This is a genomic window from Streptomyces sp. VRA16 Mangrove soil (genome assembly GCF_017377775.1).
Lineage (GTDB): Bacteria > Actinomycetota > Actinomycetes > Streptomycetales > Streptomycetaceae > Streptomyces.
The window spans coordinates 313,289-337,492 of record NZ_JAFVLN010000005.1 but is presented as its reverse complement, the minus strand read 5'-3'; the positions used below and the strand labels follow the sequence as shown (position 1 = coordinate 337,492).

Here is a 24,204-nt window from a genome sequence, read left to right as displayed (position 1 = left end):
CGGGGCTCCGGACGCTCCGCGTCGTCGTCGGGCGCGCCGCCCCACGCCGAACCGGTCGGCCGGCGACCGGGCCGGCATCGCCCCCTGCCGTTGCGTGACCACCCTGCGCCGTGACGCCGCGGTGCCGACCCTGTCACCCGGCTCCCGCACGGCCGCGCCGCACCGCCCCGGCCCCTTTCGCCCGGCGCAAGCCCGCGACAAGCCGCCCTCCCGCGCCGCGCTGTCCGCTCGCCCAGACCACCGAGGACCCCATGACCGCCACCACCCCCACCTCGCCCCCACCCCCGTCCCCGCCCTCGCCCCCGTCCGCAGGAGCCCGCCCCTGGCTCCTCCCCCCGTCTCTTTCCGACCTCGCCCGGCACCCCGTGACCGTCGCCGTGCTCGCCGCCCTGGGCGCCTTCGGCGTCGGCGTGCTGCTCGTCGTCGCGGCGGGGGCCGACCCCGCCACCGCCTGGGCCGCGCTGGACGAGGGGATGTTCGGATCGGCGTACGCCGTGGGGAGTTCGCTGAACTCCGCCGCCGTGCTCGCCCTGATCGCCACCGGGTTCACCGTCGCCCACCGGGCCGGCCTGGTGAACGTCGGCGGAGAGGGGCAGCTCTGCGCGGGCGGCACCGCCGCGGCCGCCGTCGGCCTCGCCCTGCCCGGCTCCGTGCCCGGCGCGGTGGGTGTGCCGCTCGTCCTCGTCGCCGGGTTCCTCGGCGGCGCCGCGTGGGCCGGTGTCGCCGCCTGGCTCACGGTGCGGCGCGGCACCAGCGAAGTGATCACCACCTTGCTGCTGAACTTCGTCGGCGTCGGCCTGGTCGCCGTGTGCGTCCACGAGGAGGGGCTGCTGCGGCAGCCCGTGACCTCGTCGGAGACGCTGCCGCAGTCCGCGCCGCTGCCGGCCGGCGCCCAACTGCCTCTGATCGGCGGCCCCGAGTCACCCGCCACCGTCGTCGTCGTCATCGCCGCCGTCCTCGCCGTGGGCGTGGGTCTGGTGCTGCGGCACACCGGGACCGGGGTGCGGCTCGGCGCGGTCGGCCACTCGCCCGCCGCCTCCGCCCGGCTCGGACTGCCCGTCGCCCGCCTGAAGGGCGGCTCGCTCGTCTTCGCCGGGGGACTGGCGGGCCTCGCGGGCGCCGCGCTGGTCGCCACCGCGCCGTACGTGCTCGCGGAGAACTTCTCCTCCGGCTACGGGTTCTCCGGCCTGGTCGTCGGACTCCTCGCCCGGGGTTCGCTGACCGCCGTCGCCGCCGCGAGCCTGCTGTTCGGCTTCCTCACCAGCGGCGGCATCAACCTCCAACTCGCCGCACAGGTACCGGCCCAGACCGTGCAGATCGTGCAGAGCCTGCTCGTCCTGTTCATCGCCGCGGCCATGCTCATCACCCACCGCCGCACGAGGAGCACCGCATGAGCGCCGTCGTCGACGAACTCGCCTCCGGCGGCGTCCGCATGGCGCTGCCCCTCCTGCTCGCCTCCTCGGGTGAACTCCTCAGCGAACGCGCGGGAGTTCTGAACCTCTCCGTCGAAGGCATGATGCTCACCGGCGCCTTCGCGGGCGCCGCGGGAGCCCATGCCTCGGGCAGCGCGGGTGTCGGGGTGCTCACCGCACTCGCGGCCGGTCTCCTCTTCGCCGCGCTCCAGGCGCTGCTGAGCGTCAGCCTGCGCGCCGACCAGATCGTCACCGGCATCACCGCGAACGCCCTGGCGCTCGGCGCGACCACCTACGGCTCCCGGCTGCTGTTCGGCGACGGGGCGCAGGACAAGGCGCTGCCCGGCTTCGCCCCGCTGCCCGTGCCCGGCCTGCACTCGATCCCCGTACTAGGGCCCGCGCTCTTCGAACAGACCGTCCTCGGTTACGCGGCGTTCGCCGTCACCGCGCTGCTCGCCGTCACCCTGAGCCGCCGTACGACCTGGGGTCTCGCCGTCGACGCGGTCGGCGAGGACGCCCTCACCGCCGACCGGTGCGGACTGCCCGTGCGGCCGATCCGGTACGCCGTGGTCCTGCTCACCGGCGTCACCTCCGCCCTCGCGGGCGCCCACCTCGCCCTGTCCGAGGTGCACGCCTTCAGCGACAACATCACCGGCGGCATCGGCTACCTCGCGGTCGTCGCCGTCATCGCGGGCCGCTGGCGGGCCTGGCCGACGCTGCTGGCGTGCCTCGTCTTCGGCCTCGCCCAGTCCCTGCAGTTCGCGGCCCCCGCCCTCGGCCTGCACCTGTCCGCGCCCCTGCTCGTCACCCTTCCGTACGTGTTCGCGCTCCTCGCCGTCAGCGGCCTGGTGGGGCGCAGCCGCGCGCCCTCGGGGCTCACCGTCCCCTTCGTGCGCGGCAGTTGACCCGCCCCTCCCCGCCGGACAACAGCACCCGCATGTCAGGAGTATCGGCACCATGACTCTGATTCTCACGCGCTCCACCATCCGCGACCTGCTCGCCGACCGGACCGAGGCGGTGGCGGCCGCCGTCGCCACCGCACACCGTGACCTGGCCCTCGGCCGGGCCGTCCTGCCCGCACCGCCGGCGCTGCAACTTCCCGACACGGACGGCACGTTCGTCGCCATGGCCGCGGCGTCGGCGAGTGACGGCCTCGCCGGCGTCAAACTCCTCGCCGACCTGCCCGGCAACCGGGACCGCGGGCTGCCCGTGCAACGGTCCACCGTCCTCGTCGCCGACGCGGACACCGGGGCCTGCCTCGCCCTGCTCGACGGCGCGGAACTCACCCGTGTCCGTACCGCCGCCGCCACCGCGGTCGCCACCGACGCGCTGGCCCGCGCCGACGCCGCCACCCTCGGCCTCATCGGCACAGGGCCGCTGGCCCGCGCCCACGTGCGCGCCCTGCTGCCCGGCCGCCCCTACGAACAGATCGTGCTGTGGGGCCGCACCCAGGACCGCGCCCACGACCTGGCCGCCTGGATCGGCGCCGAACTCGGGCTCCCCGCACAGGTGATGGACCACCCGCGCGCCGTCACCGAGGCGTCCGACGTGCTGTGCACCCTCACCCCGTCCCGCGAACCGCTCGTCGAGGGCGCCTGGCTGGCACCCGGTCAGCACCTCAACGCGGTCGGCGCCCCGCCCCGCCCCGACCACCGTGAACTCGACACGGAAGCGGTCCGGCGCTGCCGCGTCGTCGTCGACGCCTACGACACCGCCCGGACGAAATCCGGCGAGGTGCTCATCCCGCTCGCCGAAGGAGCCCTGGCCGAGGACGACTTCCGTACCGAGCTCGGCGACGTCCTCGCGGGCACCGCACCGGGCCGCACCGCCGACACCGACCTCACCCTGTTCGACTCCGTGGGCGTCGGCCTCCAGGATCTCGCCGTGGCCCGGCTGCTCATCGACCTCGCCGGGGAACGCGGCCTCGGCACCCGCGTCGATCTCGCCACGTGACGGCCGCCCGCACCGCCATACTGGCCGGGTGACCGCACCCGACGAGCCCGACACCCCTGCCACGGAACGCAGTTCGGTGGTCGTCGTCGGCGCGGGCCCCGCCGGACTCGCCCTCGGCGGCGTCCTGCGCGCGGCCGGCGTCGACTGCGTGGTCCTGGAGTGCGAGACCCGGGACTTCATCGAGCACCGGCCGCGCGCGGGCGTCATCGAGGAGTGGGCGGTGCGCGCCCTCCACCGGCGCGGCCTCGTCACCACCCTCCTCACCGGAGCCGAGCGGCACACCGCCTGCACCTTCCGCTTCGAGGGCGAGCAACATCGCTTCGACTACCAGAAGGTGACGGGCAGTCACCACTTCGTCTATCCGCAGCCGCTCCTCGTCACCGATCTGGTGCGCGCGTACGCAGACGTCCGCGGCGGCGACATCCGCTTCGGCGTGCGCGACGTACAACTGCACGACCTGGACTCCGACCGGCCCGCCGTCTCCTACACCTGCCCCGGCACCGGCCGGCGGCGCCGCATCCACTGCGCCTACGTGGCGGGCTGCGACGGGGCGCGCGGCGTCAGCAGGGCCGCGCTGCCCGAAGGCCGCTTCCGCGTCGCCCGCCACGACTACGGCATCGGCTGGCTGGCCCTGCTCGCCGAGACCCCACCCTCCGCGGACACCGTCCTGTTCGGCGTGCACCCGGACGGCTTCGCGGGACAGATGCCGCGCAGCCCCGAGCTCACCCGCTTCTACCTCCAGTGCCCGCCCGGCGACGACCCGGAGAACTGGCCGGACGACCGGATCTGGGCCCAGCTGCGCAGCCGCCTGGCCGCGGACGGCGCCGCACCCCTCAGCGAGGGGCCGATCATCGAGAAGCGCGTCCTGGACATGCACGACTACGTGGTCGAACCCATGGCCGCCGGGCGGCTGTACCTCGCCGGGGACGCCGCCCACCTAGTCGCCCCGATCGCCGCCAAGGGCCTCAACCTGGCCCTGTACGACGCTTTCCTGCTCGCCGACGCCCTCACCGCCCGCCTCACCGGCGCGGACCCCGACGGGGCGGCGCTCGCCGGCTACTCGCAGGTCTGCCTGCGCCGGGTCTGGGACTACCAGGAGTTCTCCCAGTGGCTGTCGGAGGTGTACCACGGGGCGGCGACCGGGGACCCGTTCCGCACCGGCACCAGCCTGGCCCGGCTGCGCCGCCTGTTCACCTCACCGCTCGCCGCCGCCGCGTTCGCCGAGCAGTACCTCGGCACCGCGGATCACTACTGACCCGCGCGACACGCCCGTACGCACCACCCGGTCACAGCCGTCGCCACCGTGCCTCCGCGCACGAGAACACCCCGAAGACCGCGAGCCCCACCGCCACCGCGACCAGCAGCCACGGACCCGCCGGAGTGTGGGCGAAGGAACGCAGCGTGTCGTCCATGCCCTTGGCCCTGCCGGGCTCGCGCCGCACCGCCGCCACGATCACGAAGACACCGGCCGCGGCGCACACGACACCGCGCGCCGTGCCGCCCACCGTCCCGAGGACGTCGACGACGCGCCGCACCCTGCGGGACATCTCCGACGTCCGCAGCCGGCGCAGATGCGCGCGGCGCACCGCCCGCACCGCCAGCCAGCCGCCCGCGATCACGAACCCGGCGCCCACGGTCCCCACCAGCCACACGCCGCCCGTATGGTCCAGGGCCGTCGCCGTGAGGTCCTTCGACTGCCGGTCGGTGTCACCGCTGCCGCTCGACCGGTTGCCCGCCGCGAACGCGATCACCGACCAGCCGACCACGCCGTAGAAGACGAACCGGCCCGCCGCCAGCAGCCGGTGCCCCACCGACTCGCCCCGCGTCAGGGCCTGCGAGAGCCGCCACACGGCCAGCCCCGCGAATCCCACCCCGATCGCCCATACCAGGCCCAGGCCGAACGGCTGCCGCGCCACCTCGGCGAGGGCGCCGCCCCGGTCCGCCTGCTGCGAGGCGCCGTCGGAGAAGGCGATCCGCAGAGCGAGCAACCCGATCAGCAGATACACGAGGCCCCGCGCCACGAACCCGGCCCGAGCCGTGCCACGGGCGATGCGCCCGCCGGTGATGCGACGTACCTCGTACGTCGCGCGCTGTGCTGTCGCGTCGATACCCATGCACTCCGGATGCCCCGGACCCGGCGTACGACGCGCCCGGATGCGCAGCTCGGGAGCGCGGTCGCCGCCGAGCGCGGTCGGCACCCGGCCGATATGGTGGCGGAGCAGTTAACCGGAGAGTCACATGGGCCCTGCACACGAGCCGGACATCGGACTGGAAGAGCGCCTGCGCCTGACCGGGATGGGCAGCTTCGAGTGGGACCTCGAAAGCGGCGCGCTCCACCTCGACGACAACTGCCTGACCGTTCTCGACCTGCCCGCGGAGGAGTTCCGGGGCACGGCGGAGTCGCTGCGGCGCCGGATCCCTCCCGAGGAGGCGGTGCGGGTCACGTCCGTCGTCAACGAGGCGGTCGAGACCGGCAGCGACAGCTACGGCGTGTACTTCCAGGTCAGCCTGGGCGACGGCACCTCCCGCCTCACGCACGCCTCGGGGCACGTCCTGCGGGACGCCGAGGGCCGTGCCGTCCGCGTCGTCGGCATCCTGCGCGCCGCCCCGCACGAACCGGCCGAGCTGGCCGGGCTCGACGGGGTCGACGCGAAGCGCCGCCGCGTCGCCCTCATGGTCCAGGGCACCACCGAGGCGCTCTCCCGGGCCGTCACCGTCGACGACGTCGTGGCCGTCCTGTCCGGCGCCAGCGGCCTCGACCGGTTCGCCGCCGACGGACTGGTCCTCGGCCTGGTCGAGGGCGACGAGCTCAAGCTGATCGCCCTGGTGGGGCAGTCGATGCAGCTGCTCGACGAGCTCAAACTGCACCAGATCGACGACTCGCTGCCGCTCGCCGAGGTGGTCATGCACCGCAGGCCCCGGTTCGTCGTGGACCTGCCCCACCTCGCCGACCGGTTCCAGCGGCTCGGTCCCTACATCGACCGGCTCAAACTGGACTCCGCGGCGTTCCTGCCGCTGGTCGCGCAGGACCGTGCCATCGGCGGCCTCGGCCTCTTCTACCGCGGCCGCCGCGAGTTCTCCGACGCCGACCGCAACCTGTGCATCGGCCTGTCCGGCATCGTCGCCCAGTCCCTCCAGCGGGCCATCCTCTTCGACGAGGAACGCGATCTGGCCCGCAGCCTCCAGGCCACGATGCTGCCCAAGGACATCCCCCAGGTCCGCGACACCGAGCTCGCGGTGCGCTACCACGCCGCCTGGGGCGGCCGGCAGGTCGGCGGCGACTTCTACGACGTCATCGTGCTGCCGCGGGGCCGTGTCGGCGTGGTCGTCGGCGACGTCCAGGGACACGACACCCACGCGGCCGCGATCATGGGCCAGCTCCGCATCGCGCTGCGGGCGTTCGCCGGCGAGGGGCACCCGCCCTCCGCCGTGCTGTCACGGGCCTCCCGCTTTCTGGCCGAACTGGACACGGAACGGTTCGCGACCTGTACGTACGCGCAGTTCGACCCGGCGACCGGGATCGTCCGCGCCGTGCGGGCCGGACATCTGCCCCCGCTCGTGCGGCACACCGACGGCCGGGTCGGCATCCCCCGGCTGCGCGGCGGACTGCCGCTGGGTCTGGCCACCGAGTTCGAGCAGGACGAGTTCCCCGAGACCCGGCTCGATCTCGTCCCCGGCGAGACCCTGGTGCTGTGCACCGACGGCCTCGTGGAGGAGCCGGGCAGCGACGTCGACGCCGGCATGCGCGCCCTGGCCACCGCGCTGAGCGAGGGGCCGCACACGGCCGAGGAGGTCGCCGACCACCTCTCCCGGTCCCTGTGGGAGAAGTGGGGCAGCGGAGACGACGTCGCCCTGCTCGTCCTGCGCCGTGTCCCCGACTCGGGCACCGAACAGGCGCCGCGCATCCACCGCTACGTCCATCAGGCCGACCCCGACGGGCTCTCCGACGCACGGGCCGCGCTGCGCGAGCACCTCACCGCCTGGGGCCTGGGCGGCATGGCCGACGACGTCGAGGTCGCTGCCGGGGAGCTGCTGGTCAACGCCCTCATGCACACCGAGGGCGGCGCCGTGCTCACCCTGGAAGTGCTCACCGGGCCGCCGCGCGCGGTCCGCCTGTGGGTCAAGGACCGCTCCAGCGCCCGCCCGCACCGCCGCACACCGGGGGAGACGGCGACCTCCGGGCGCGGCATGCTCCTGGTGGAGGCCCTGGCGTCGCGCTGGGGCGTCGAGCCGCGCGGCGAGGGCAAGGCGGTGTGGTGCGACTTCGTCGTGCCGGACGCCTGACCGCGGGCGCCGTGCCGCCTCAGCGGCGCAGCGTGCGGCCCGGTCGGGCGCCCGTCGCGGCACCGTCCCGGAGTACGAACTCGCCACGCACCAGGACGTCCCGGACGCCGGTCGCGTACTGCCAGGGGTCGGCGAACGTCGCCGTGTCCGCGACCCGCTCCGGGTCGAGGACGACGAGATCGGCGATCCGGCCGGGCGCCAGCGTGCCCCGGTCCGGCAGGGGCAGCCGGGACGCCGGGAGCTGCGTCATCTTCCGTACCGCGTCGGCGAGTCCGAGGGTCTCCCGCTCGCGCACGTACCGGCCGAGGACGCGGGCGAACGTCCCGAAGTTGCGGGGGTGCGGGTGGCCGTCGCCCGGTGCGTGCAGCACCCAGCCGTCGCTGGCCACGGCCGCGTCGGGGTGGCGCAGCACGGTCTCGACGTCCGCCTCCGCCATGGCATGGTTGACGATCATGACCTCGCCCTGGTGGGCGGCGAGGACGTCGAGGACCGCGGCGGCCGGCTCGGTGCCCTCGTCGCGGGCGATGTCGGCGATGCTGGCGCCGATCCGGTCGCTGTAGCGGCCCGGTCCCAGCATGGCCAGGACGACGCCCTCGGGCAGGAACGTCCGCCCCACGGCGGGCCGCAGATCGTCGAGGATCCGCTCCCGGGCCGCCGGATCGGCGAGCCGCTCGACGAGCGCGCTCGGGCCGCCGTCCATCGCCCAGTCCGGCAGCCGCGAGGTCAGCCGGGTCGACGACGCGGTGTACGGGTAGACGTCGCAGGCCACGTCCAGGCCGCGGGCCGCGGCCGCGTCGATCAGCCCGAGGGCGGTGACGACCTTGCCGTGGTTCGCGGGCCCCATGGCCTTCAGGTGCGAGATCTGCAGCCGCACCCCGGACGCCTCGGCGACGGCGACGGCCTCCTCGACGGCCTCGACGAGACGGTCGCCCTCGTCGCGCATGTGCGTCGCGTAGAGCAGCCCGCGCCCGGCCGCCTCGGTGGCCAGCGCGACGATCTCGTCCGTCGTCGCGAACGAACCGGGCGCGTAGATCAGCCCGGTGGACAGGCCGAAGACGCCCTGGTCGGCGGCGCGCGCCAGCAGGGCACGCATGGCGTCCAGTTCGGCGGGCCCGGCCGGGGTGCGGGCGGCGCCGGTCACCGCGGTGCGCAGGGCGCCGTGACCGACGAGCGGGGCGACGTTCACGGCCGGCCGGGCGGCGTCCACGGCCGCGGCGAACGCGTCCAGATCCGTCCACTGGGCGCCGGCCAGGGTCCCGGGACCGCTCCCGTCCGCCGCCTCACCGGCCGCCGTGGGGAACGGCGACAGACCGCAGTTGCCGGTGACCACCGTCGTCACCCCCTGCCGCAGACACGCCTCGGCGTCCGGCATCGCGAGGACGGAGAAGTCGGCGTGGGAGTGCAGGTCGATGAAGCCGGGAGTGATGATCAGCCCGGTCGCGTCGAGGACCGTCACGGCCGTGCGCGCGGGGTCCAGGGCGCCGACGTGGACGATCCGGCCGTCGAGCACGCCGACGTCGGCACGGCGCGGGGCGGAGCCGGTGCCGTCGAGTACGGCACCGCCGGTGATCAGGACGTCGTACGGGGCGGTGGGATCGGGCATGGCGGTTCACTTCCTGGAGGACGCGGGCGGTGCGGGCGGGTGCGGCTGGGGGATCACAGGATCAGAGCGAGCAGGGCCGTGTACAGCGCGCACGCCGGGACGAGCAGCGCCCATCCGGTGCCGAGGAGGTAGGGGAGCCGGTCGGCCCGGGCCATGCCCATGGCGCCGACCATGTTGGCGTTGGGCAGCGGGCCGTAGGTGTCCGCCTTGGAGGCCCACAGCAGGATCACGGTCCAGGCCGCGGGAGTGAGGCCCAACTGGTCGCCGAGCGGCCCGAACACCTCGCCGATGAGGATCACCTGGGCCGCCGTCGCACCCGGCACCCCCACCCAGCCGAGCGCCGCCACCGCCAGCGCGAACGGCAGGGGAGCCATATGGCGCAGGCCGGGACCGAACCGGTCCAGGACCACGTCGTAGGGGTGCAGCAGATCGATGAAGCCGAACAGCGCCGCCAGCATCCAGAACAGCAGCAGCATCGGCAGCATGCGGCGCGCGCCGGTCAGCGCCGCGCCCACCGCGCGGCGCGGCGTCAGCCCGGCGGCCGCCGCCGTCACCACGATCAGCAGGGGCAGGGCGAGCAGCGGGAACGTCGTGCCCGCCTTGGTGACCGCGGCGCAGCAGACGGTGGCGGCGAGCGCGGCGACGAACACCCACGTGGCGCGCCGGGTCCGGGCGGCCTCGCGCGGTGGGACGTCGGACCGCCGCTCCTCGCCGACCTCCTCGGGCCGGTAGTGGTCGCCGCGGGCGGCACTGCGGCGCTGCACCCAGGGCACCACCACGGCGGCGAGGAGCAGGGACAGCACGGCGAGCGGGCCGGCGCCGACGGCCAGATACGTGAGGTAGCCGGCGTCGGCCGTGTTCATGATGGCGATGTTGGAGCCGGCGAACGGGGCGAGGGCGAGCCCCGCGCAGCCACCGAGGAACATCGTGGCCGCCGTCGCCGACCGGGTGAACCCGGCCCGCGCGGCGACCGGCACCAGCAGCGGCGCCGCGATGGCGAGCGCTCCGGCGAGCGTGCCGAGCCCGGCCACCAGGATCATGCAGGCCGCCATCATCCCGTACATCAGGACCGTGGTGCCGCGGCCCTCGGCGACGCGCAGGACGGCGCGCACCAGCGTGTCGGCGACACCGGTGCGCAGCAGCACCTCGCCCGCAGCGGCCCCGAGCACGATGATCAGGCCGATGACCGTGACGGGGTCGGTCACGGACCCGGCGAGTACGTCACCGGCCCGGCCCGGGGACGGCAGGGCGACCAGGACGGCGCTGAGCAGCGCCACGCCGGTGACGAGCACGAGATCGAGCCCCGTGAGCGCGAGCACGGCGTAGAGCGCGATCGGCAGCAGGCCCCAGACGGAGGGGGCCCGGGTGGTCGTGCCGACCGCCGCGCTGAGCAGAAGCGCGAGCGCGACGGCGCCCGGTGCCAGGGTGCGGCGCAGGGGACGGGAGCGGAGGGCAGCGGCGGCGGCCGCGGGGGACGGGGGCATGGCGGATCCTCGGCACGTCGAAGGGCGGGGCGGGATGTCCGGACGGTCAGCGCGGGGCGGTCGCGATGAGCGAGGTGAGCCGGTCGGCGTGCCCGGCGCCGCTCTCGGCCGCGATCTCGTCGAGGGTCTGGGCGTCCCTGACCGGCGCGAACCGCACCTGTCCCGCGCCGTCCGCCGTGTACCCGTGCACACCGGGCCGGGGCAGCGAGTTGTAGGCCCAGGGGGTCGAGAAGTAGTAGGCGCCGGTGTCGCGCAGGACGACGAAGTCGCCCTCGACGAGTGGGGGCAGCGACCGCCCGTCGGCGACGACGTCGCCCGCGAAGCAGCACGGTCCCGCGATGTCCTGTGGCACGTCAGCGCCCTGCTTGGGGTCGCCCTGCGCGTCGAACGCCTCGATCCGCAGCGGCCAGGCGCCCGGCATGAGCACCGTGCGCGTCGCGGTCTGCGCGCCCGCGTGGGTCACCGCGATCCGCCGCCCGCCCGCCTCCTTGGCGTACTCCACGCGGGCCGCGATGAAGCCGTTCTTGGCGAGCAGCGACCGGCCGAACTCGGTCACCAGCGCGTACCGTCCGCCGAGCAGGTCCGGCTGGGCGGCGCCGAGCGCCCGCGTGTAGTCCTCGTACGTGGGACGTGTCGCGTCGTCGGCGAAGTTCACGGGCAGGCCGCCGCCGATGTCGAGACTGGTGACCTGCTGTCGCCCGACCGCCTCGTTGATCTCCTCGGCGAGCCGGTACGCCTCGGCGACACCTTCGGCGATCAGCTCCAGCGGGCAGCCCTGGGAGCCGACGTGGGCGTGCAGCCGGGTCAGCCAGGGACGCTCCGTGAACGCTCGGACGACGCGTCGGCGCCCGCCCGCGTCGCGCAGCGCCACCCCGAACTTGGAGGTGGCCGTCGCCGTGCTCATCGCGCCGATGGAGCCGGAGCCGACCTGCGGATTGACGCGCAGCCCGATCACGGAGGCGCTGTCCATCGGCCGCAGCGCGTCGATGCGGCTCAGTTCGTCGAGGTTGTCGGCGTTGAGCGCGACTCCCAGGGCGAGCGCTTCGGCGATCTCCGCGCGGGTCTTCGCGGGCGAGTCGAGGACGATGCGCTCCGGCCTGCATCCGGCGTCCAGGGCGAGCCGCAGTTCGCCGGGGCTGGCCACCTCGCACCCCAGGCCCAGCTCGCACAGCAGCCGCAGCACGGGGACCAGGGAGCAGGCCTTCACGGCGAAGGTGTGCAGCGTGTCGGGGACGGAGGAGAACGCGGTGTGCAGGGCGGCGACGGACGTACGGATGCCGTCGATGTCGAGGAACCCGGCCACGGGCTGTTCGTCCCCGACCAGGCCGAGGCCGATCGCCCGGCGCAGCACGGCCGTCACGCGCCTGTCGGTGAGGTGCGGATCCGGGAGGATGTCGTGGTGCAACGTCACGGGGGCGGCCTTCGTCGGGGGAACGGGGACGCGACGAGCCTCGCCGCAGACGTCCGGGCCCGTCTTCGTCCCCGGGGCCAAAGCGACGGCGGATCTTTGTCCGTGCCGCCGAACATCACCATCAACCGGGACGGACCGCCTGGCCGCCGAGGTGGTCGTCCGCGGTGGCGAGCCGGACGGCGAGGGTGATGATCAGCCGGGTGTCCGGGTCGTCGAGATCGAGGCCGAACCGGTCCCGCACCCGCTTGAGCCGGTAACGAAGGGTGTTGGGGTGCAGGACCAGGCGCTGTGCGGCGCGCGGGACGTCGCCCGCCGCGTCGAGATAGGCGGTGAGCGAGCGGACCAGCTCGCCCCCGGCGGCGAGGTCCGCGGCGATCATGTCGTGCACCGGGCCGTCGTGCCGCTCCCACAGCGGACGTACCGCGTCCAGGACGCGGAGCACCGCCACGCTCTGCCGGACGTCCGCCGGGCCGGCGTACCGGGGCGGGGGCTCGGCGCCGGGCGCGGCCAGGGCGCGGGCCTCGCGCTCGCGCAGCGCGCGCACGATCAGCAGCGCCTCGTCGGCCGAGGCGGCGGCGTCCAGCGCCGAGCCCACGACGGGCCCCACGCCGACCCGGACGACGGGGGCGTCGGGCAGCGCGGCGGCCAGGGAGGCCAGGTCGCGGGCGAGCGTGGCCGCGTCCCGGTCGCGGCCGTCCGGGACGGGCAGCAGCACGGTGAGCCGGCGGCTCTCCCGCACGTACCGCGCGGTGGGCCGATGGGCCTGCGCCTGGAGCGCGAGGGCCTGGAACGTCCGCTCGGGCAGGGGCGCGGTGGGCTCGTCCTGTTCGGCCACCAGCACCGCACACGGGATGTCGGGGGTCAGCCCCAGAGTCCACAGATGGGTGTGGCCGTCGCCGTCCCCCGCGAGCAGGCCGCGCACGGCGTGCTCCTCGCGGCGCCGCTTTGCGTCGACTCGCAGCCGGTGCTGGAGCAGGTACGGCGCGGCGACCTCGGCGGCCCGGCGCAGGGCCTCCGGAGCCTCGGGCGTGAACCCGTCGCCGTCGGCCGCCGCCCAGATCGAGCCGAGCATCTCGCCGCCGCTGCGGATGGCGACGATCAGGCGCTCGGGACCGCTGTCGTCCGCCGCCCGGTGGATGACGTCCCGGGAACTCCACAGGGCCCGCAGCAGACCGGCCCGCCGCAGCTCGGCGACCCGCCAGTCGGGGACCTTGCCGCCGAGGATCGTCGACCGGCGCACGGGATCGGCGTCGGGGCCGGTCGCGGAGTGGGCGAGGACCCGGAACTGGGTGTCCTCGACCGTGAGGGAGGCGCCGCAGTACCGCGCGACCTCGGCTGCCAGCACCGCCAGTCCGCCGCCCGCGATGTCCCCGACGAGGCGGTCACCGGTGCCCAGCGCGGCGAACGCGCGGGCGGAACGGATGAGTTCGACGGTGTCCGCCCAGTCCGCCCACGAGGCCCGCACCAGCAGCGCGAGCCCGCTCGCGCGTGCCGCCTCGACGATCTCGCCGGGCACCGCCGCCGCGCCCGCGTCCCGCAACACGAGGGCGCAGGCACCGCGCCGGGCCACCTCGTGCACCCGCTCGACCGAGGCCGTGATGTCCCGCACCGGCTCCGTGGCGAGCACGATCCGCCCCGCGTGCGACCGGCCGGTGTCCTCGTCGCCGATCACCACCCCGCGCACCGGTACGTCGGAGCCGGACGGGGCGACGACGAGTTCCAGCACACCGTCCTCGTCGTGGGCGAGGAGCTGGCGCAACGTGGCGTCCTGGAGCGGGGAGGGCACGCAAGCAGGATACGGAGGCACCGAGGGGCCGTTCGGCGGGGCGCCTCGGGACTTTAGACCTTGAAACTTAGCGAAACGAATATATCGCCTCGAAAGTGGGCAATTCCTGAGGGGTGCGTGGTCGAGCCCGCACCACCGGAAGGACGAGAGGCAGGGGAGGGCACGAGGGAAGGAAGAGGCGGTTCCGTGGCGAGTGGCATGGTCGTCGAACGAGCAGAACAACGCGGGCCGGACGGCGCACGCCGGGCCGTCGCCGCCGACCGCGCGCCCGGCCCGGTCTACGCGGTCCTCGCCGCGCTGGCGGCGGTGTACGTCGTCGGACCGGTGCTCCGCGCCGCCGCACGGCCCACCCTCGTCAGCGACCTCGGCATCGGCCGGGAGTCCCTGGCCGCGTCCGAGGTGCTCGGCGCCGTCGGCGGCATCGTCGCCCTCTTCGTCACGGGCCGTGCGGGCGACCGGCTCGGCAGGCGCCGGGTCCTGATCTGGTCCCTGGCCGCGTTCGGCGCCGGATCCCTGTTCGTGGCCTGCGTCGCCCAGCCCGCCGTGTACGTCGCCGGACGCGTCCTGGTCACCATGGCCGCCTCCGCCGTCTTCGTGACCTGCCTCGCCTACCTCCCCTCCCTCTCGCTGCCCGGCAGGCTGCGCCGCATCATCGGCACCTGGCTCGCCGTGATGTCGCTGACCTTCTTCGCCGCCGTCAACGCGGCGGCCTCGATCGTGTCCGCCCTGGGGTGGCGGACCGTCTCCCTGCTCTTCGCGGCCTTCGCTGTCGCGGGCGTTCTCGCGGTCCGGCGGATCGTGCCCGAGACGCCCGTCGCGGGCGCCTCGACCTGCCTGGACGTCGTCTTCTCCGGCTGCCTGGGCGCCGCGGCGCTGCTGACCGCCGGACTGCATCTCGCCCCCGCGCGCGGGTGGACCGACCCCTTGGTGCTCGCCCTGCTGGGCGCCACCGCCGCCGCGGCCGCCCTCGGACTGCTCTGCTCCCGCAGGCGCCGCCGCATCGCCACGGCCGGCTCTCTGCGCCAGCCCGGCACCGCGCTCGCCGCGGGCGTCGTCGTCGGCTTCACCCAGATCGTCGTCGCCCTCACCCTGCCCGCTCTGGTCATCGCGGGCGGCGGCACCCCCACCCAGGGCGTCCTCGCCGTGTCCGCGTTCGGCCTCGGCGGCGCCGCCGCCTGCCTGCTTGCCCGGCGCACCCTCTTCACGCCGCTCACCGGCTGCTCCCTCGGACTTCCGCTGGCGGCGGTGGGCCTCGCCCTGCTGCACGGCGTCCCGATGGGCGCGGGCGCCGCCACGCTCATGTGCTGCGCGATGTCCGCCCTCATCGGCTTCGGCGTCATGCTCGCCCAGGCCCCGCAGATGGCAGGGTTCCTCGCCGCGCTGCCGCACTCCCGCCTCGGCGCCTTCTCCGCGCTCCACCCCACCGCCGTCATCCTCGGGACCGCGGCGGCCCAGGCCATGCCCGCCACCTCCGTCCTGCACGCCGGGACCCTGCCCCTCGACACGGGGGAACTGCTGTGGGTGGCCGTCGCCGTCGTGGCCGTCGCCGCCCTCGCTGTCGGGCGGCCCGCCGTCGCCGCCGCGGTCGCCGGTGTCGCGGCTCTGGAGTACCTGCTGATCCGCGGCTTCGCCGGCCCCCAGGTGGCACAGCGGCCGGGGACCGTCGTCACCGTCCTCGCCCTGGGCACCCTCGCCGGAGTGCTCACCTTCCTGCGCCGGCAGCAGACCGAACGGCACACCCGCACCCAGCAGGCCGCGGGCGCGCTCCAGCACGCGGTGCTGCACCCGATACCGGCCCGCCTCGGCCGGCTGCGCCTGGCCGGTCTCTACCGGCCCGCCACCGCGGGCACCGGCATCGGCGGCGACTTCCTCGAAGCCGTCGACACCCCCTACGGCACCCGCATTCTCGTCGGCGACGTCCGTGGCAAGGGCATGCAGGCCGTCCAGACCGTCACCGACGTGCTCGGCGCGTTCCGCAGCCAGGCCCACGAGGTCGCCGACCTCGGCGAGCTCGCGGCCCGGCTCGACCGCCAGCTCGTCCGCGCCGCGGCCGCCCGCGGCGACGAGGAACTGTTCGCCACCGCCCTGCTGTTCCAGCACGGCCCGGACGGCGACACCGTCGACCTGGTCAACTGCGGGCACCTCGCCCCGCTGGCCGTCTCCGCGCGCAGCGTCCGCGAGATCGCCGTCCCCGCCCTGCTGCCGCTCGGTTTCGGCGTCCTCGGCGACGACCGGCCCCGCCCGGACACCGTCCGTCTGGCGCCCGACGAGACACTGCTGCTGCACACCGACGGGCTCAGCGAGGCCCGCAACTCCTCCGGCGAGTTCTACCCCCTCGCCCAGCGCCTCGAAGGAGCCGCAGGAGCCGAACCCGGCGCCCTGGTCAGCCACCTCGACCGGGACGTCCACGACTGGACCCACCACCTCGCCGACGACATCGCCGTCCTGGCCCTCACCCGGGAGACGGCGACCGTGCCGCGCGGCCGGGACGCAGATCTGTCCCCGGTCTGACGACCCGTCATTGTCAGTGGCACCAGGCAGGATGAACGCCATGACGACGACTTCTGCCGTTCCCTCCGGCCTGCCCGACGCCGCCGCCTACGCCCAGGCCGTGCGGGACGCGCGCAGCGCCGCCGCCGCGTACTACGACGGCGGCACCTCCGCCCTGGACGACGACGCCTACGACCGTCTCGTCCGGGCGATCACCGCGTACGAGACCGAGCGCCCCGAGCAGGTCCTGCCGGACTCACCCTCGGGCAAGGTCGCGGGCGGCGCGGTCGAGGGCGACGTCCCGCACACCGTGCCCATGCTGAGTCTGGACAACGTCTTCTCCGGCGAGGAGTTCACCACCTGGGCCGCGTCCCTGGAGCGCCGGATCGGCCGCGAGGTGGCGCAGTGGAACGTGCAGCCGAAGCTGGACGGCCTCGCGATCGCCGCCCGCTACCAGGACGGTCGCCTCACCCGGCTCGTCACGCGCGGCGACGGCACCGCGGGCGAGGACGTCTCGCACGCCATCGGCACCGTCGAGGGCCTGCCCGACCGGCTCACCGAGCCGGTCACGATCGAGGTGCGCGGCGAAGTCCTCATGACCACCGCCCAGTTCGAGTACGCCAACGCTGTGCGCACCGAACACGGCGGCGACCCCTTCGCGAACCCGCGCAACGCGGCGGCGGGCACCCTGCGCGCCAAGGACCGGGCCTACACGGTCCCGATGACCTTCTTCGGCTACGGAGTGCTGCCGCTGCCCGGCACCGCTCCCGACCTCGCCGCCGAGCTGCCGGAGCTGGCCCACGGCGCCCTCCTGGACCGTGCCGCCGCCTGGGGCGTCAACACCCCGGCGAGCACCCAGGTGCCCGGCGTCGTCGTCACCACCGTCGCCGCGGTGGTCGAGCGCGTCGAGGAGATCGCAGCCCTCCGCGCCGACCTTCCGTTCGGCATCGACGGCATCGTGGTCAAGGCCGACCTCGCCGCGGACCAGGTCGCCGCGGGCTCCGGCTCCCGGGCGCCCCGCTGGGCGGTCGCCTTCAAGCTCCCCGCCGTCGAGAAGATCACCAAGCTGCTCGACGTCGAGTGGAACGTCGGCCGTACGGGCATCATCGCGCCGCGCGCCGTCCTCGAACCGGTCGAGATCGACGGCTCCACCGTCACGTACGCCACCCTGCACAACCCCGCCGACATCACCCGCCGCGGCCTGCTCATCGGCGACCAGGTGATGGTCTACAAGGCGGGCGACATCATCCCCCGCATCGAGGCACCCGTCGCGCACCTGCGCACCGGCGACGAGCGGGAGATCGTCTTCCCCACCGAGTGCCCGCAGTGCGGCTCGGGCATCGACACCAGCGAGCAGCGCTGGCGCTGCGAGCGCGGCCGCAACTGCCACGTCGTCGCCTCGATCACGTACGCGGCCGGGCGTGACCAGCTCGACATCGAGGGCCTGGGCCACACCCGCGTCGTCCAGCTCGTCGAGGCGGGCCTGGTCGGCAGCCTGCCCGACCTCTTCGACCGGCTCACCCGCGACCAGCTCCTCTCCCTGGAGCGGATGGGGGAGACCAGCACCGACAACCTGATGGCGGCGCTGGCAGCGGCCAAGGCCCAGCCGCTGTCGCGGGTGCTGTGCGCCCTGGGTGTGCGCGCCACGGGCCGGTCCATGTCCCGCCGTATCGCCCGGTACTTCGCCACCATGGACGGCATCCGGGCCGCCGACGCGGAGGCGATGCAGCGCGTCGACGGCATCGGCGCGGAGAAGGCCCCGGTGATCGTCGCCGAACTGGCGGAGCTGGCCGAGCAGATCGACCGGCTCGCCGCGGCCGGCCTGTCCATGACCGAACCGGGCGCCACACCGCCCGCCGCCGAGGACGCCCCGGACGATCCGGACGCCCCGCAGGCCGACGGGGGACCGCTCGCGGGCCTGAAGGTCGTGGTCACCGGAGCGATGACGGGCCCCTTGGCGAAGCTGTCGCGCAACCAGATGAACGAGCTGATCGAGCGGGCCGGCGGCAAGTCCTCGGGCAGCGTCTCCAAGAACACCAGCCTCGTGGTCGCGGGCGAGGGCGCGGGCTCCAAGCGGGCCAAGGCCGAGAGCCTCGGCGTCCGGCTGGCCGGCCCGGACGAGTTCGCCGAGATGGTCGCCGATTTCCTCGACTGAGCGGCACATCGACGGTGGTGCGGCGGAACGTTCCGCCGCACCACCGTCGCCCCGTCCACGGCGCCACGGTCGACGCCTGCACCGGTGACGGCGCCCTGCGCGACATGCGGGTCCCGCGCGGCGCTCGTACCCTGGCCGCATGACCGCAGAGGTGACAGACGCGACGGGGGCGAACCGCTACGAGGCCCGCGTGGGCGACAGCCTCGCGGGCTTCGCCGACTATCTGAGGACACCCGAACTCATCGCCTTCGTGCACACCGAGGTGGAGCCCGCGTACGAGGGGCAGGGCATCGGCGGCGCTCTGGTGCGCCGGTCGCTCGACGACGCCCGGGAGGCCGGGCTGCGCGTCCTCGCCGTCTGCCCGTTCTACAGCGGATGGATCGCCCGCCACCCCGAGTACGCCGATCTGCTCTACCAGAACCGCAGCAAGGTCGCCGACTGAACCACGATCGGCGCAGGGTCCCGGCGCCGCCGGGACCGGTGGGGCGATTTCGCTGCGGGAGCGCTCCCATGCTGGCATCGTGCGGCGTATGAAGACCGCACCCTTCGTCCGCCCGTACCGGGCCTCGGACCGTGAAGCCCTGGCCCACATATGCGTCATGACGGCTCATCAGGGCCAGGACTCCTCTGCCCTGTACCCCGATCCCGCCCTGATGCCGTCGATCTTCGCCCACCCCTACGCCCATCTGGAGCCGGACTTCGCCTTCGTCCTCGACGACGGGACCGGGAACGCCGTCGGATACGTCCTGGGGGTCCCGGACACCCCCGCGTTCGCCGGCCGCTACCGCAAAGAGTGGCTGCCCGAGGTCGCGGACCGGTACCCGGCCCCGGACGGCCCGGCCCGCACGCCGAGCGACGAGATGATCGGGCTGCTGCACACCCCCGAGCGCATGGTCAGAGACGAACTGGCCGCATTCCCCGCCCACTTGCACATCGACCTCCTCCCGCCCTGGCAGGGTCAGGGGCACGGCCGCACCCTGATGCGCACCCTCCTCCAAGCTCTGGAGAGGCACGGCGTGCCGGCCGTCCACCTGTGCATGGTGCAGGCGAACACCCCGGCCAGGGCGTTCTACGACCGGCTGGGGTTTTGGGAGTTGGCGGTCGACGACCCCGCTCCGGTCTGGTACCTCGGCCGCTCGACGGCCGTGGAATGGTGAGTCTGTTTGCTCCGGCCGGATCCGGCTATTCGCACACCATGGCGAACACACACGACAACGCAGAAGGGGCCGGGCGCACCACGAGGACGGGGCGACCGGCCGCGGCGAAGGCAGCGAAGAAGACCGCGGACAAGGCGGCAGGCGCCGCGGAGGAGGCGGGTACCCAGACGGCCCGCGCCGCCCGGACGGCGGGTGACGAAGGGGCCCGAGCGGCCCGGACGGCGGGTGACCAGGGAGCTCGCGCGGCCGCCACGGCCGGCGCCGCACTGGACACCGCCCGCTCCACCGTGACATCGGCCGCGGGCCAGGCGGTCTCCGCGGCGACGACGGCCTGGGCCGTCCTCAAGCACCGCAAGATCGTCGCGGCCGGCGTCACGGCGGGTGCCACGGCCCTGGCGGCCACCTCCTACATGGCGGGCCGCCGCGCCGAGCGCGGCAGTCACGGACCGCTCACCCGGCTGACCGGCGGACGCGTCTGACCGCACGGACAGGGCCCCTCGACTCCGCTTCGGAAAGCTGGAGTCGAGGGGCCCTTCCGTTCGTCCGCAGCACGTGTGCCGTGGTGTCCGGGAACTCCGCACGGCATGAGAGCGGGGGCGCGCCCTCGTCCCAGGACGCGCCCCCTGCACCACTGGACCCCGTGTCGGAGAACGACAGGGTCGCACCACGAGTGCCCCGGCCCCGCTCGTGCAAACATCTGTGCCCCCGTGCCGGTTCAGGCGGCGTGCGAGGCGCCGTCCGTCCTGGCCGCCGCCTGCGCGAGGACCTGGTCGGCGGCGGCCAGGGCGTCCCGGATCGTCCGGGTCCCGGTGCACACGCACAGCGTGTAGGTCACGTCGTCCAGCTGGGCGCGCGTCTCCCGCGAGGGGCGTTCGACGTGGCGCATCTGGAGGTCGGCGTAGCGGCTCAGCAGCGTACGGACGAACGCGGCATCGGGCATCAGCATGGAGGCACCTGCTCTCGCTGGGGAACGGGACGTCCACATGCCCTCTGTGCCGCGGATTATGTACGGCCGAGGCACTGCGTGACCGGTTTCACTCGCGAACAGGGCCTGGAGGGACGCTAGTTGACGGCGCGGCGTGCCGCTTCCTCCTCGGTGGTGGCGGAGCCGGTGCGCAGCGAACCGCCCGCCGTCTCCAGATGGGCGCGGACGAACCACTGGAACTGCTCCAGTTCGCGCAGCTGACCGATGAGCAGATCCTCCGTGGCGGTGTCGATCCGGTTGGCCAGCTCGATCGCCTTGCGCAGGTCCTCGATGACGCCGGTGTAGACGACGTCGAGCGCCCCGAGGTGGGCGATGGCGTCGGCCCGGCCCACGCTGTAGTCCTGCCAGGTGCGGGCGGCCACGAGCGCGCCGGGCGTGCCCTGGCTGATCCCGCCGAGGGCGGCGGCCCGCTCCGCGACGTCGTCCGCCATCGCCCGCACCCGGTCGACCTGCGGGTCGATCATCTCGTGCACGGCGATGAAGTGCGGACCGACGACGTTCCAGTGAATGTGCTTCAGCGTCAGATGCAGGTCGTTGAGTGCGTGCAACCGCATCTGCAGAATCTCGATCAGCTCTCCGGCCTGGTCCACGGTGAGGCCGGGGACGGTGTACTTCGGAGTGCTCTGCTGAGCCATGGGGGTGTGTCTCCCTTCGTACCGGATGTGCTGTCCTGCCCCACTACCCGCCATGAGGGATTCACACATCCGCCGCCGTGCGAGGAAGATCACCGTGCACGGGGCGCGTGGACGGCGCGCAACAGGGTTGTGCCGGGGCGCGCAAGGCGTCTGCGCGTGCGCGTCGCGGTGGCGTAGAAACGCCGTACATCCGCCTCGCCCGAGCGTGCCCCACGGCGCGCCGGGCACGTGAACCTCCTCGCGAGACGGGCGGTCGGTCCGTCTTTTCCGCACACCGCCGCGCGCCGCGGCGCCCCACAGGAGTGAGCCATGCCGCGATCGGTCGCGTTCCACGATTTTGGTGCCCTGGGCTTCGACGGTGCGGCCGCCTTCGAGGCGGGTGCGGTCGACCGGATCCGGGAGGCCGTGCGGGACAGCGGCGTCCGCGAGCTGTACGTCCTGGCCCATGGGGCCCACAACGACGACGCGATGAGCCGCACGGTGGACGGCGCGTACCGCGAGCTGCTCGCCGATGCGTGGAGCGACGCCCCGGGCGAGGCCGGAGTGCTCGGCGTGCACTGGCCGTCGCTGTGCTTCCGCGACGAGGGCCTGCCCGGCGCCGATCAACCCGACGAGTCCCACGGAGTCGGCGCCGACACGGCCGACGACCTGCTGCGCCGGCTGCCCGACCGCGCGGACGCGTTGCACGAGATCATCGGGCTGCTGCACGACCGGCCCGACTACGAACCGGCCCTCGACGACCTGGGCACGGCCCTGCGCCGACTCGCGGAACTGCCCCTGCAGGACCCGGTCGCCGCCTTCGCCGCGGACACGATGGGCGAGATCCTTCCGCAGTCGGACCCGCTCATGCTGTTCGAGGACACCCGCACCGTGTGCGCCGAGTTCGCGGGCGCGCTCGACGACCTGCGCCGGGCCCGGGGCACACACCACGGCCGGCCGGCGCGACACGCCTCCGGCACCGAAGGGCCCGAAGCGTCCGAGGGGGGAACCCTCCCCGAGGCCCGCATCGCGGGGCCGCGCCCCGCCCGGCCGCTCAGCGACCGCGTGGGCCGGGCCGGCACGGTCGCGGCGGGCGGCCCGCTGGGCGAACAGGCCCGCGCCGCCGACTTCGGCGACCTGTGGAACGGCGCCCATGAACTCTTCCGGCAGGTGGTACGGCATGTGCTGCGCCGCCGCGCCGGGTTCGTCGGACAGTACGGTCTCGGCCGCTGCCTGCCCCAGCTGGCGGAGGGCAACGGGGTCCGCCTGCACCTCGTCGGGCACGGACTGGGCGGGCGGCTCGCCGGATTCGCGCTGCGCGGCCTGGAGAACGGCGACGCGGAACCGGTGCTGCTGTCCTCGCTCACCCTGCTGCAGGCCGAGATGTCACACTTCGCGTTCGCCGACAGCCTGCCGCAGCAGGTCTCCGGCCACGGCGCACTGTGGAGCCTGCAACGCCTGGTGGCGGGACCGCTGCTCTGCACGTTCTCGCATCTCGACTCCCACCTCGGCGTCATGTACCCGCTGTCCGCCCAGATGATCGGCGACTCGGCCGAGTTGGTGTCCCTCGGACGCAAGTGGGGCGCCCTCGGCTTCGACGGGCTGCAAGGCGTCGAAGGGCCCGCGCCCGCGACGCTCAAGGGTCTGCCGGAGCTGGACCTGCACCATGCCACGCCCTACCTGAACATCGACGTCTCCGAGGTCGTGAGCTCCCCCGACCTGCCGCTGGGCGGTCACCACGACGTCTTCCACCCGGAGATCGGCCGGCTGCTGCGCCGGGCGTCGGGGCGCAGGCGGGGGTTCAAAGACAGGCTCTGAGGGGCACATGGCCCCGGTCAGTGCGGTGCGGGCTGCTCGGGCTGATCGGTGTCCTGGAGCTCGGCCAGCAGCGCGCTCTGCCCCGCGAGCAGCTCGGTGAGGATCCGGCGTGCGGCGCGCAGGAGTTCCGCGACGTCCCCGCCCGCCAGGGCGTAGGTCACGGTCGAGCCCTCGCGGGTGGAGACGACGATGCCGGAACGGCGCAGGACGGCGAGCTGCTGGGAGAGGTTCGACGGTTCGATGTCGATGTCGATCAGCAGATCGCGTACGGAGACCGGACCGTTCTGGAGCAGCTCCAGAACGCGTATCCGGACCGGGTGCCCGAGCATGCGGAAGAACTCTGCTTTGACCTGGTAGAGGGGCGCCTGCACGGGATGGCTCACTTCCCTGACTCGGGGTGCGGGGTGCGGAGACGGGGCGCGGCGGCCTCGCCCGCCGCCGCGCTCGCTGTGCCGTCTCATCCTTCCCGGCCGGGGCCTCTGGATCCGAGAGTTCGACGGATGCAGAGATGGAGACTTGAAGAATTCTTCAAGTGCCGGGCAAATAAAAAGAGCTGAGGGCTCAGACCTCCAACTGCTCCTCGGTGCGCTTGAGGTGATGCCGCGCCATGGCGAGGTTGGACCGGCCCTTGTCGATGACGAGATACAGGAACAGGCCGTTCCCCGTGCGTCCGGCGACGGGGCGGATCAGGTGGTACTGGCCGCCGAGCGTGATGAGTATGTCCTCGATGTTCTCCTTGATGCCGAGCAGCTCCATGGTGCGCATCTTGGCCCGGATCACATCGGTGTTGCCTGCCGCGGCGACGGTCAGGTCCAGCTCCTTTCCGCCGCCCAGGGTGCCGAGGGCCATGCCGCTCGTGTAATCCACGACGGCGGCCCCCAGTGCACCCTCGACCTCGGTCAGCAGGGTCTTGAGGGACACTTCCACATTGGTCACGGGTTCTCCTCAACGAGAGACGAGGGCGGGTCCTTTGGCCCTCGCGGGAACCCTAGGGGCTTTCCCGGCCCCCGGTATGGCATATGCCGAAAACGGTGGCCGGAGACTGATTCGGA

Annotated in this window: 20 protein-coding genes; 11 read left to right on the top strand and 9 right to left on the bottom strand. The window is 74.0% G+C overall.

The genetic code is table 11. The features are described 5' to 3' along the window. Positions 1 to 251 precede the first annotated feature (251 nt). From J3486_RS16560 to J3486_RS16545, 4 genes are read left to right on the top strand one after another with little or no spacing between them, the layout of a single operon-like run. Positions 252 to 1,394 carry an ABC transporter permease gene (locus tag J3486_RS16560; protein ID WP_207821071.1) on the top strand — a complete coding sequence of 381 codons (1,143 nt, stop codon included), beginning with the start codon at positions 252 to 254 and terminating at the stop codon, positions 1,392 to 1,394. Beyond that, the gene (locus J3486_RS16555) at positions 1,391 to 2,317 is read left to right on the top strand and encodes an ABC transporter permease (protein WP_207821070.1); all 927 of its coding nucleotides are present in this window, start codon (positions 1,391 to 1,393) and stop codon (positions 2,315 to 2,317) included. Before J3486_RS16560 ends, J3486_RS16555 begins: the two co-directional genes overlap by 4 nt. Before the next feature lie 52 nt (positions 2,318 to 2,369). Then, complete coding sequence (locus J3486_RS16550; RefSeq protein ID WP_207821069.1) at positions 2,370 to 3,365, top strand: ornithine cyclodeaminase family protein; 996 nt, start codon at positions 2,370 to 2,372, stop codon at positions 3,363 to 3,365. Between the two features lie 28 nt (positions 3,366 to 3,393). Further along, positions 3,394 to 4,620 (top strand): 4-hydroxybenzoate 3-monooxygenase, encoded by a 1,227-nt coding sequence (locus J3486_RS16545; RefSeq protein ID WP_207821068.1) that lies wholly within the window; start codon positions 3,394 to 3,396, stop codon positions 4,618 to 4,620. A gap of 31 nt (positions 4,621 to 4,651) precedes the next feature. Here the strand turns inward: J3486_RS16545 and J3486_RS16540 are convergent, their stop codons facing one another. Further along, positions 4,652 to 5,479: a DUF1206 domain-containing protein gene (locus J3486_RS16540; RefSeq protein WP_207821259.1), complete on the bottom strand. Its 828-nt coding sequence runs from the start codon at positions 5,477 to 5,479 to the stop codon at positions 4,652 to 4,654. Between the two features lie 124 nt (positions 5,480 to 5,603). Between J3486_RS16540 and J3486_RS16535 the strand changes: the two genes are divergently transcribed. Next, the gene (locus J3486_RS16535; protein WP_207821067.1) at positions 5,604 to 7,649 is read left to right on the top strand and encodes a SpoIIE family protein phosphatase; all 2,046 of its coding nucleotides are present in this window, start codon (positions 5,604 to 5,606) and stop codon (positions 7,647 to 7,649) included. 19 nt (positions 7,650 to 7,668) lie between these two features. Here J3486_RS16535 and J3486_RS16530 read toward each other — a convergent pair whose 3' ends face one another. The 4 genes from J3486_RS16530 to J3486_RS16515 all read right to left on the bottom strand — a co-directional run bounded on the left by J3486_RS16530 (position 7,669) and on the right by J3486_RS16515 (position 13,933). Beyond that, positions 7,669 to 9,252 (bottom strand): amidohydrolase family protein, encoded by a 1,584-nt coding sequence (locus tag J3486_RS16530; protein WP_207821066.1) that lies wholly within the window; start codon positions 9,250 to 9,252, stop codon positions 7,669 to 7,671. 53 nt (positions 9,253 to 9,305) lie between these two features. Next, positions 9,306 to 10,736 (bottom strand): Na+/H+ antiporter NhaC family protein, encoded by a 1,431-nt coding sequence (locus tag J3486_RS16525; protein WP_207821065.1) that lies wholly within the window; start codon positions 10,734 to 10,736, stop codon positions 9,306 to 9,308. A 46-nt stretch (positions 10,737 to 10,782) separates the two neighbouring features. After that, positions 10,783 to 12,147, bottom strand: coding sequence for a diaminopimelate decarboxylase (locus tag J3486_RS16520; RefSeq protein WP_207821064.1), 1,365 nt, complete (start codon positions 12,145 to 12,147; stop codon positions 10,783 to 10,785). 121 nt (positions 12,148 to 12,268) lie between these two features. Continuing rightward, on the bottom strand, positions 12,269 to 13,933 hold the full coding sequence (locus tag J3486_RS16515) for a CdaR family transcriptional regulator (protein ID WP_207821063.1): 1,665 nt from the start codon (positions 13,931 to 13,933) through the stop codon (positions 12,269 to 12,271). 186 nt (positions 13,934 to 14,119) lie between these two features. Here J3486_RS16515 and J3486_RS16510 point away from each other — a divergent pair, with 186 nt between their 5' ends. The 5 genes from J3486_RS16510 (at position 14,120) to J3486_RS16490 (ending at position 20,214) form a co-directional block, all read left to right on the top strand. Beyond that, entirely contained in the window at positions 14,120 to 16,444 is a 2,325-nt protein-coding gene (locus J3486_RS16510) for an MFS transporter (RefSeq protein ID WP_207821062.1), read from the top strand. 40 nt (positions 16,445 to 16,484) lie between these two features. Then, positions 16,485 to 18,578, top strand: a complete 2,094-nt coding sequence (ligA, locus tag J3486_RS16505) for an NAD-dependent DNA ligase LigA (protein ID WP_207821061.1) — start codon at positions 16,485 to 16,487, stop codon at positions 18,576 to 18,578. A gap of 139 nt (positions 18,579 to 18,717) precedes the next feature. Beyond that, entirely contained in the window at positions 18,718 to 19,020 is a 303-nt protein-coding gene (locus J3486_RS16500) for a GNAT family N-acetyltransferase (protein ID WP_207821060.1), read from the top strand. Positions 19,021 to 19,108: 88 nt separating this feature from the next. Next, positions 19,109 to 19,735, top strand: a complete 627-nt coding sequence (locus tag J3486_RS16495) for a GNAT family N-acetyltransferase (RefSeq protein ID WP_207821059.1) — start codon at positions 19,109 to 19,111, stop codon at positions 19,733 to 19,735. Positions 19,736 to 19,773: 38 nt separating this feature from the next. Beyond that, positions 19,774 to 20,214 (top strand): hypothetical protein, encoded by a 441-nt coding sequence (locus tag J3486_RS16490; RefSeq protein WP_207821058.1) that lies wholly within the window; start codon positions 19,774 to 19,776, stop codon positions 20,212 to 20,214. 236 nt (positions 20,215 to 20,450) lie between these two features. Here the strand turns inward: J3486_RS16490 and J3486_RS16485 are convergent, their stop codons facing one another. Together J3486_RS16485 and J3486_RS16480 are read right to left on the bottom strand one after the other, a co-directional pair. Next, complete coding sequence (locus J3486_RS16485) at positions 20,451 to 20,681, bottom strand: DUF5133 domain-containing protein (protein WP_207821057.1); 231 nt, start codon at positions 20,679 to 20,681, stop codon at positions 20,451 to 20,453. A gap of 116 nt (positions 20,682 to 20,797) precedes the next feature. Continuing rightward, the gene (locus J3486_RS16480) at positions 20,798 to 21,355 is read right to left on the bottom strand and encodes a Dps family protein (protein WP_207821056.1); all 558 of its coding nucleotides are present in this window, start codon (positions 21,353 to 21,355) and stop codon (positions 20,798 to 20,800) included. Positions 21,356 to 21,664: 309 nt separating this feature from the next. On the opposite strand from J3486_RS16480, the gene J3486_RS16475 reads away from it, so the two are divergent. Next, positions 21,665 to 23,152, top strand: a complete 1,488-nt coding sequence (locus tag J3486_RS16475) for a hypothetical protein (protein ID WP_207821055.1) — start codon at positions 21,665 to 21,667, stop codon at positions 23,150 to 23,152. A gap of 17 nt (positions 23,153 to 23,169) precedes the next feature. On the opposite strand, the gene J3486_RS16470 is transcribed toward J3486_RS16475, so the two are convergent. Continuing rightward, entirely contained in the window at positions 23,170 to 23,523 is a 354-nt protein-coding gene (locus tag J3486_RS16470; protein WP_207821258.1) for a helix-turn-helix transcriptional regulator, read from the bottom strand. 190 nt (positions 23,524 to 23,713) lie between these two features. Next, on the bottom strand, positions 23,714 to 24,088 hold the full coding sequence (locus J3486_RS16465) for a hypothetical protein (protein WP_207821054.1): 375 nt from the start codon (positions 24,086 to 24,088) through the stop codon (positions 23,714 to 23,716). Between the last annotated feature and the right edge of the window lie 116 nt (positions 24,089 to 24,204).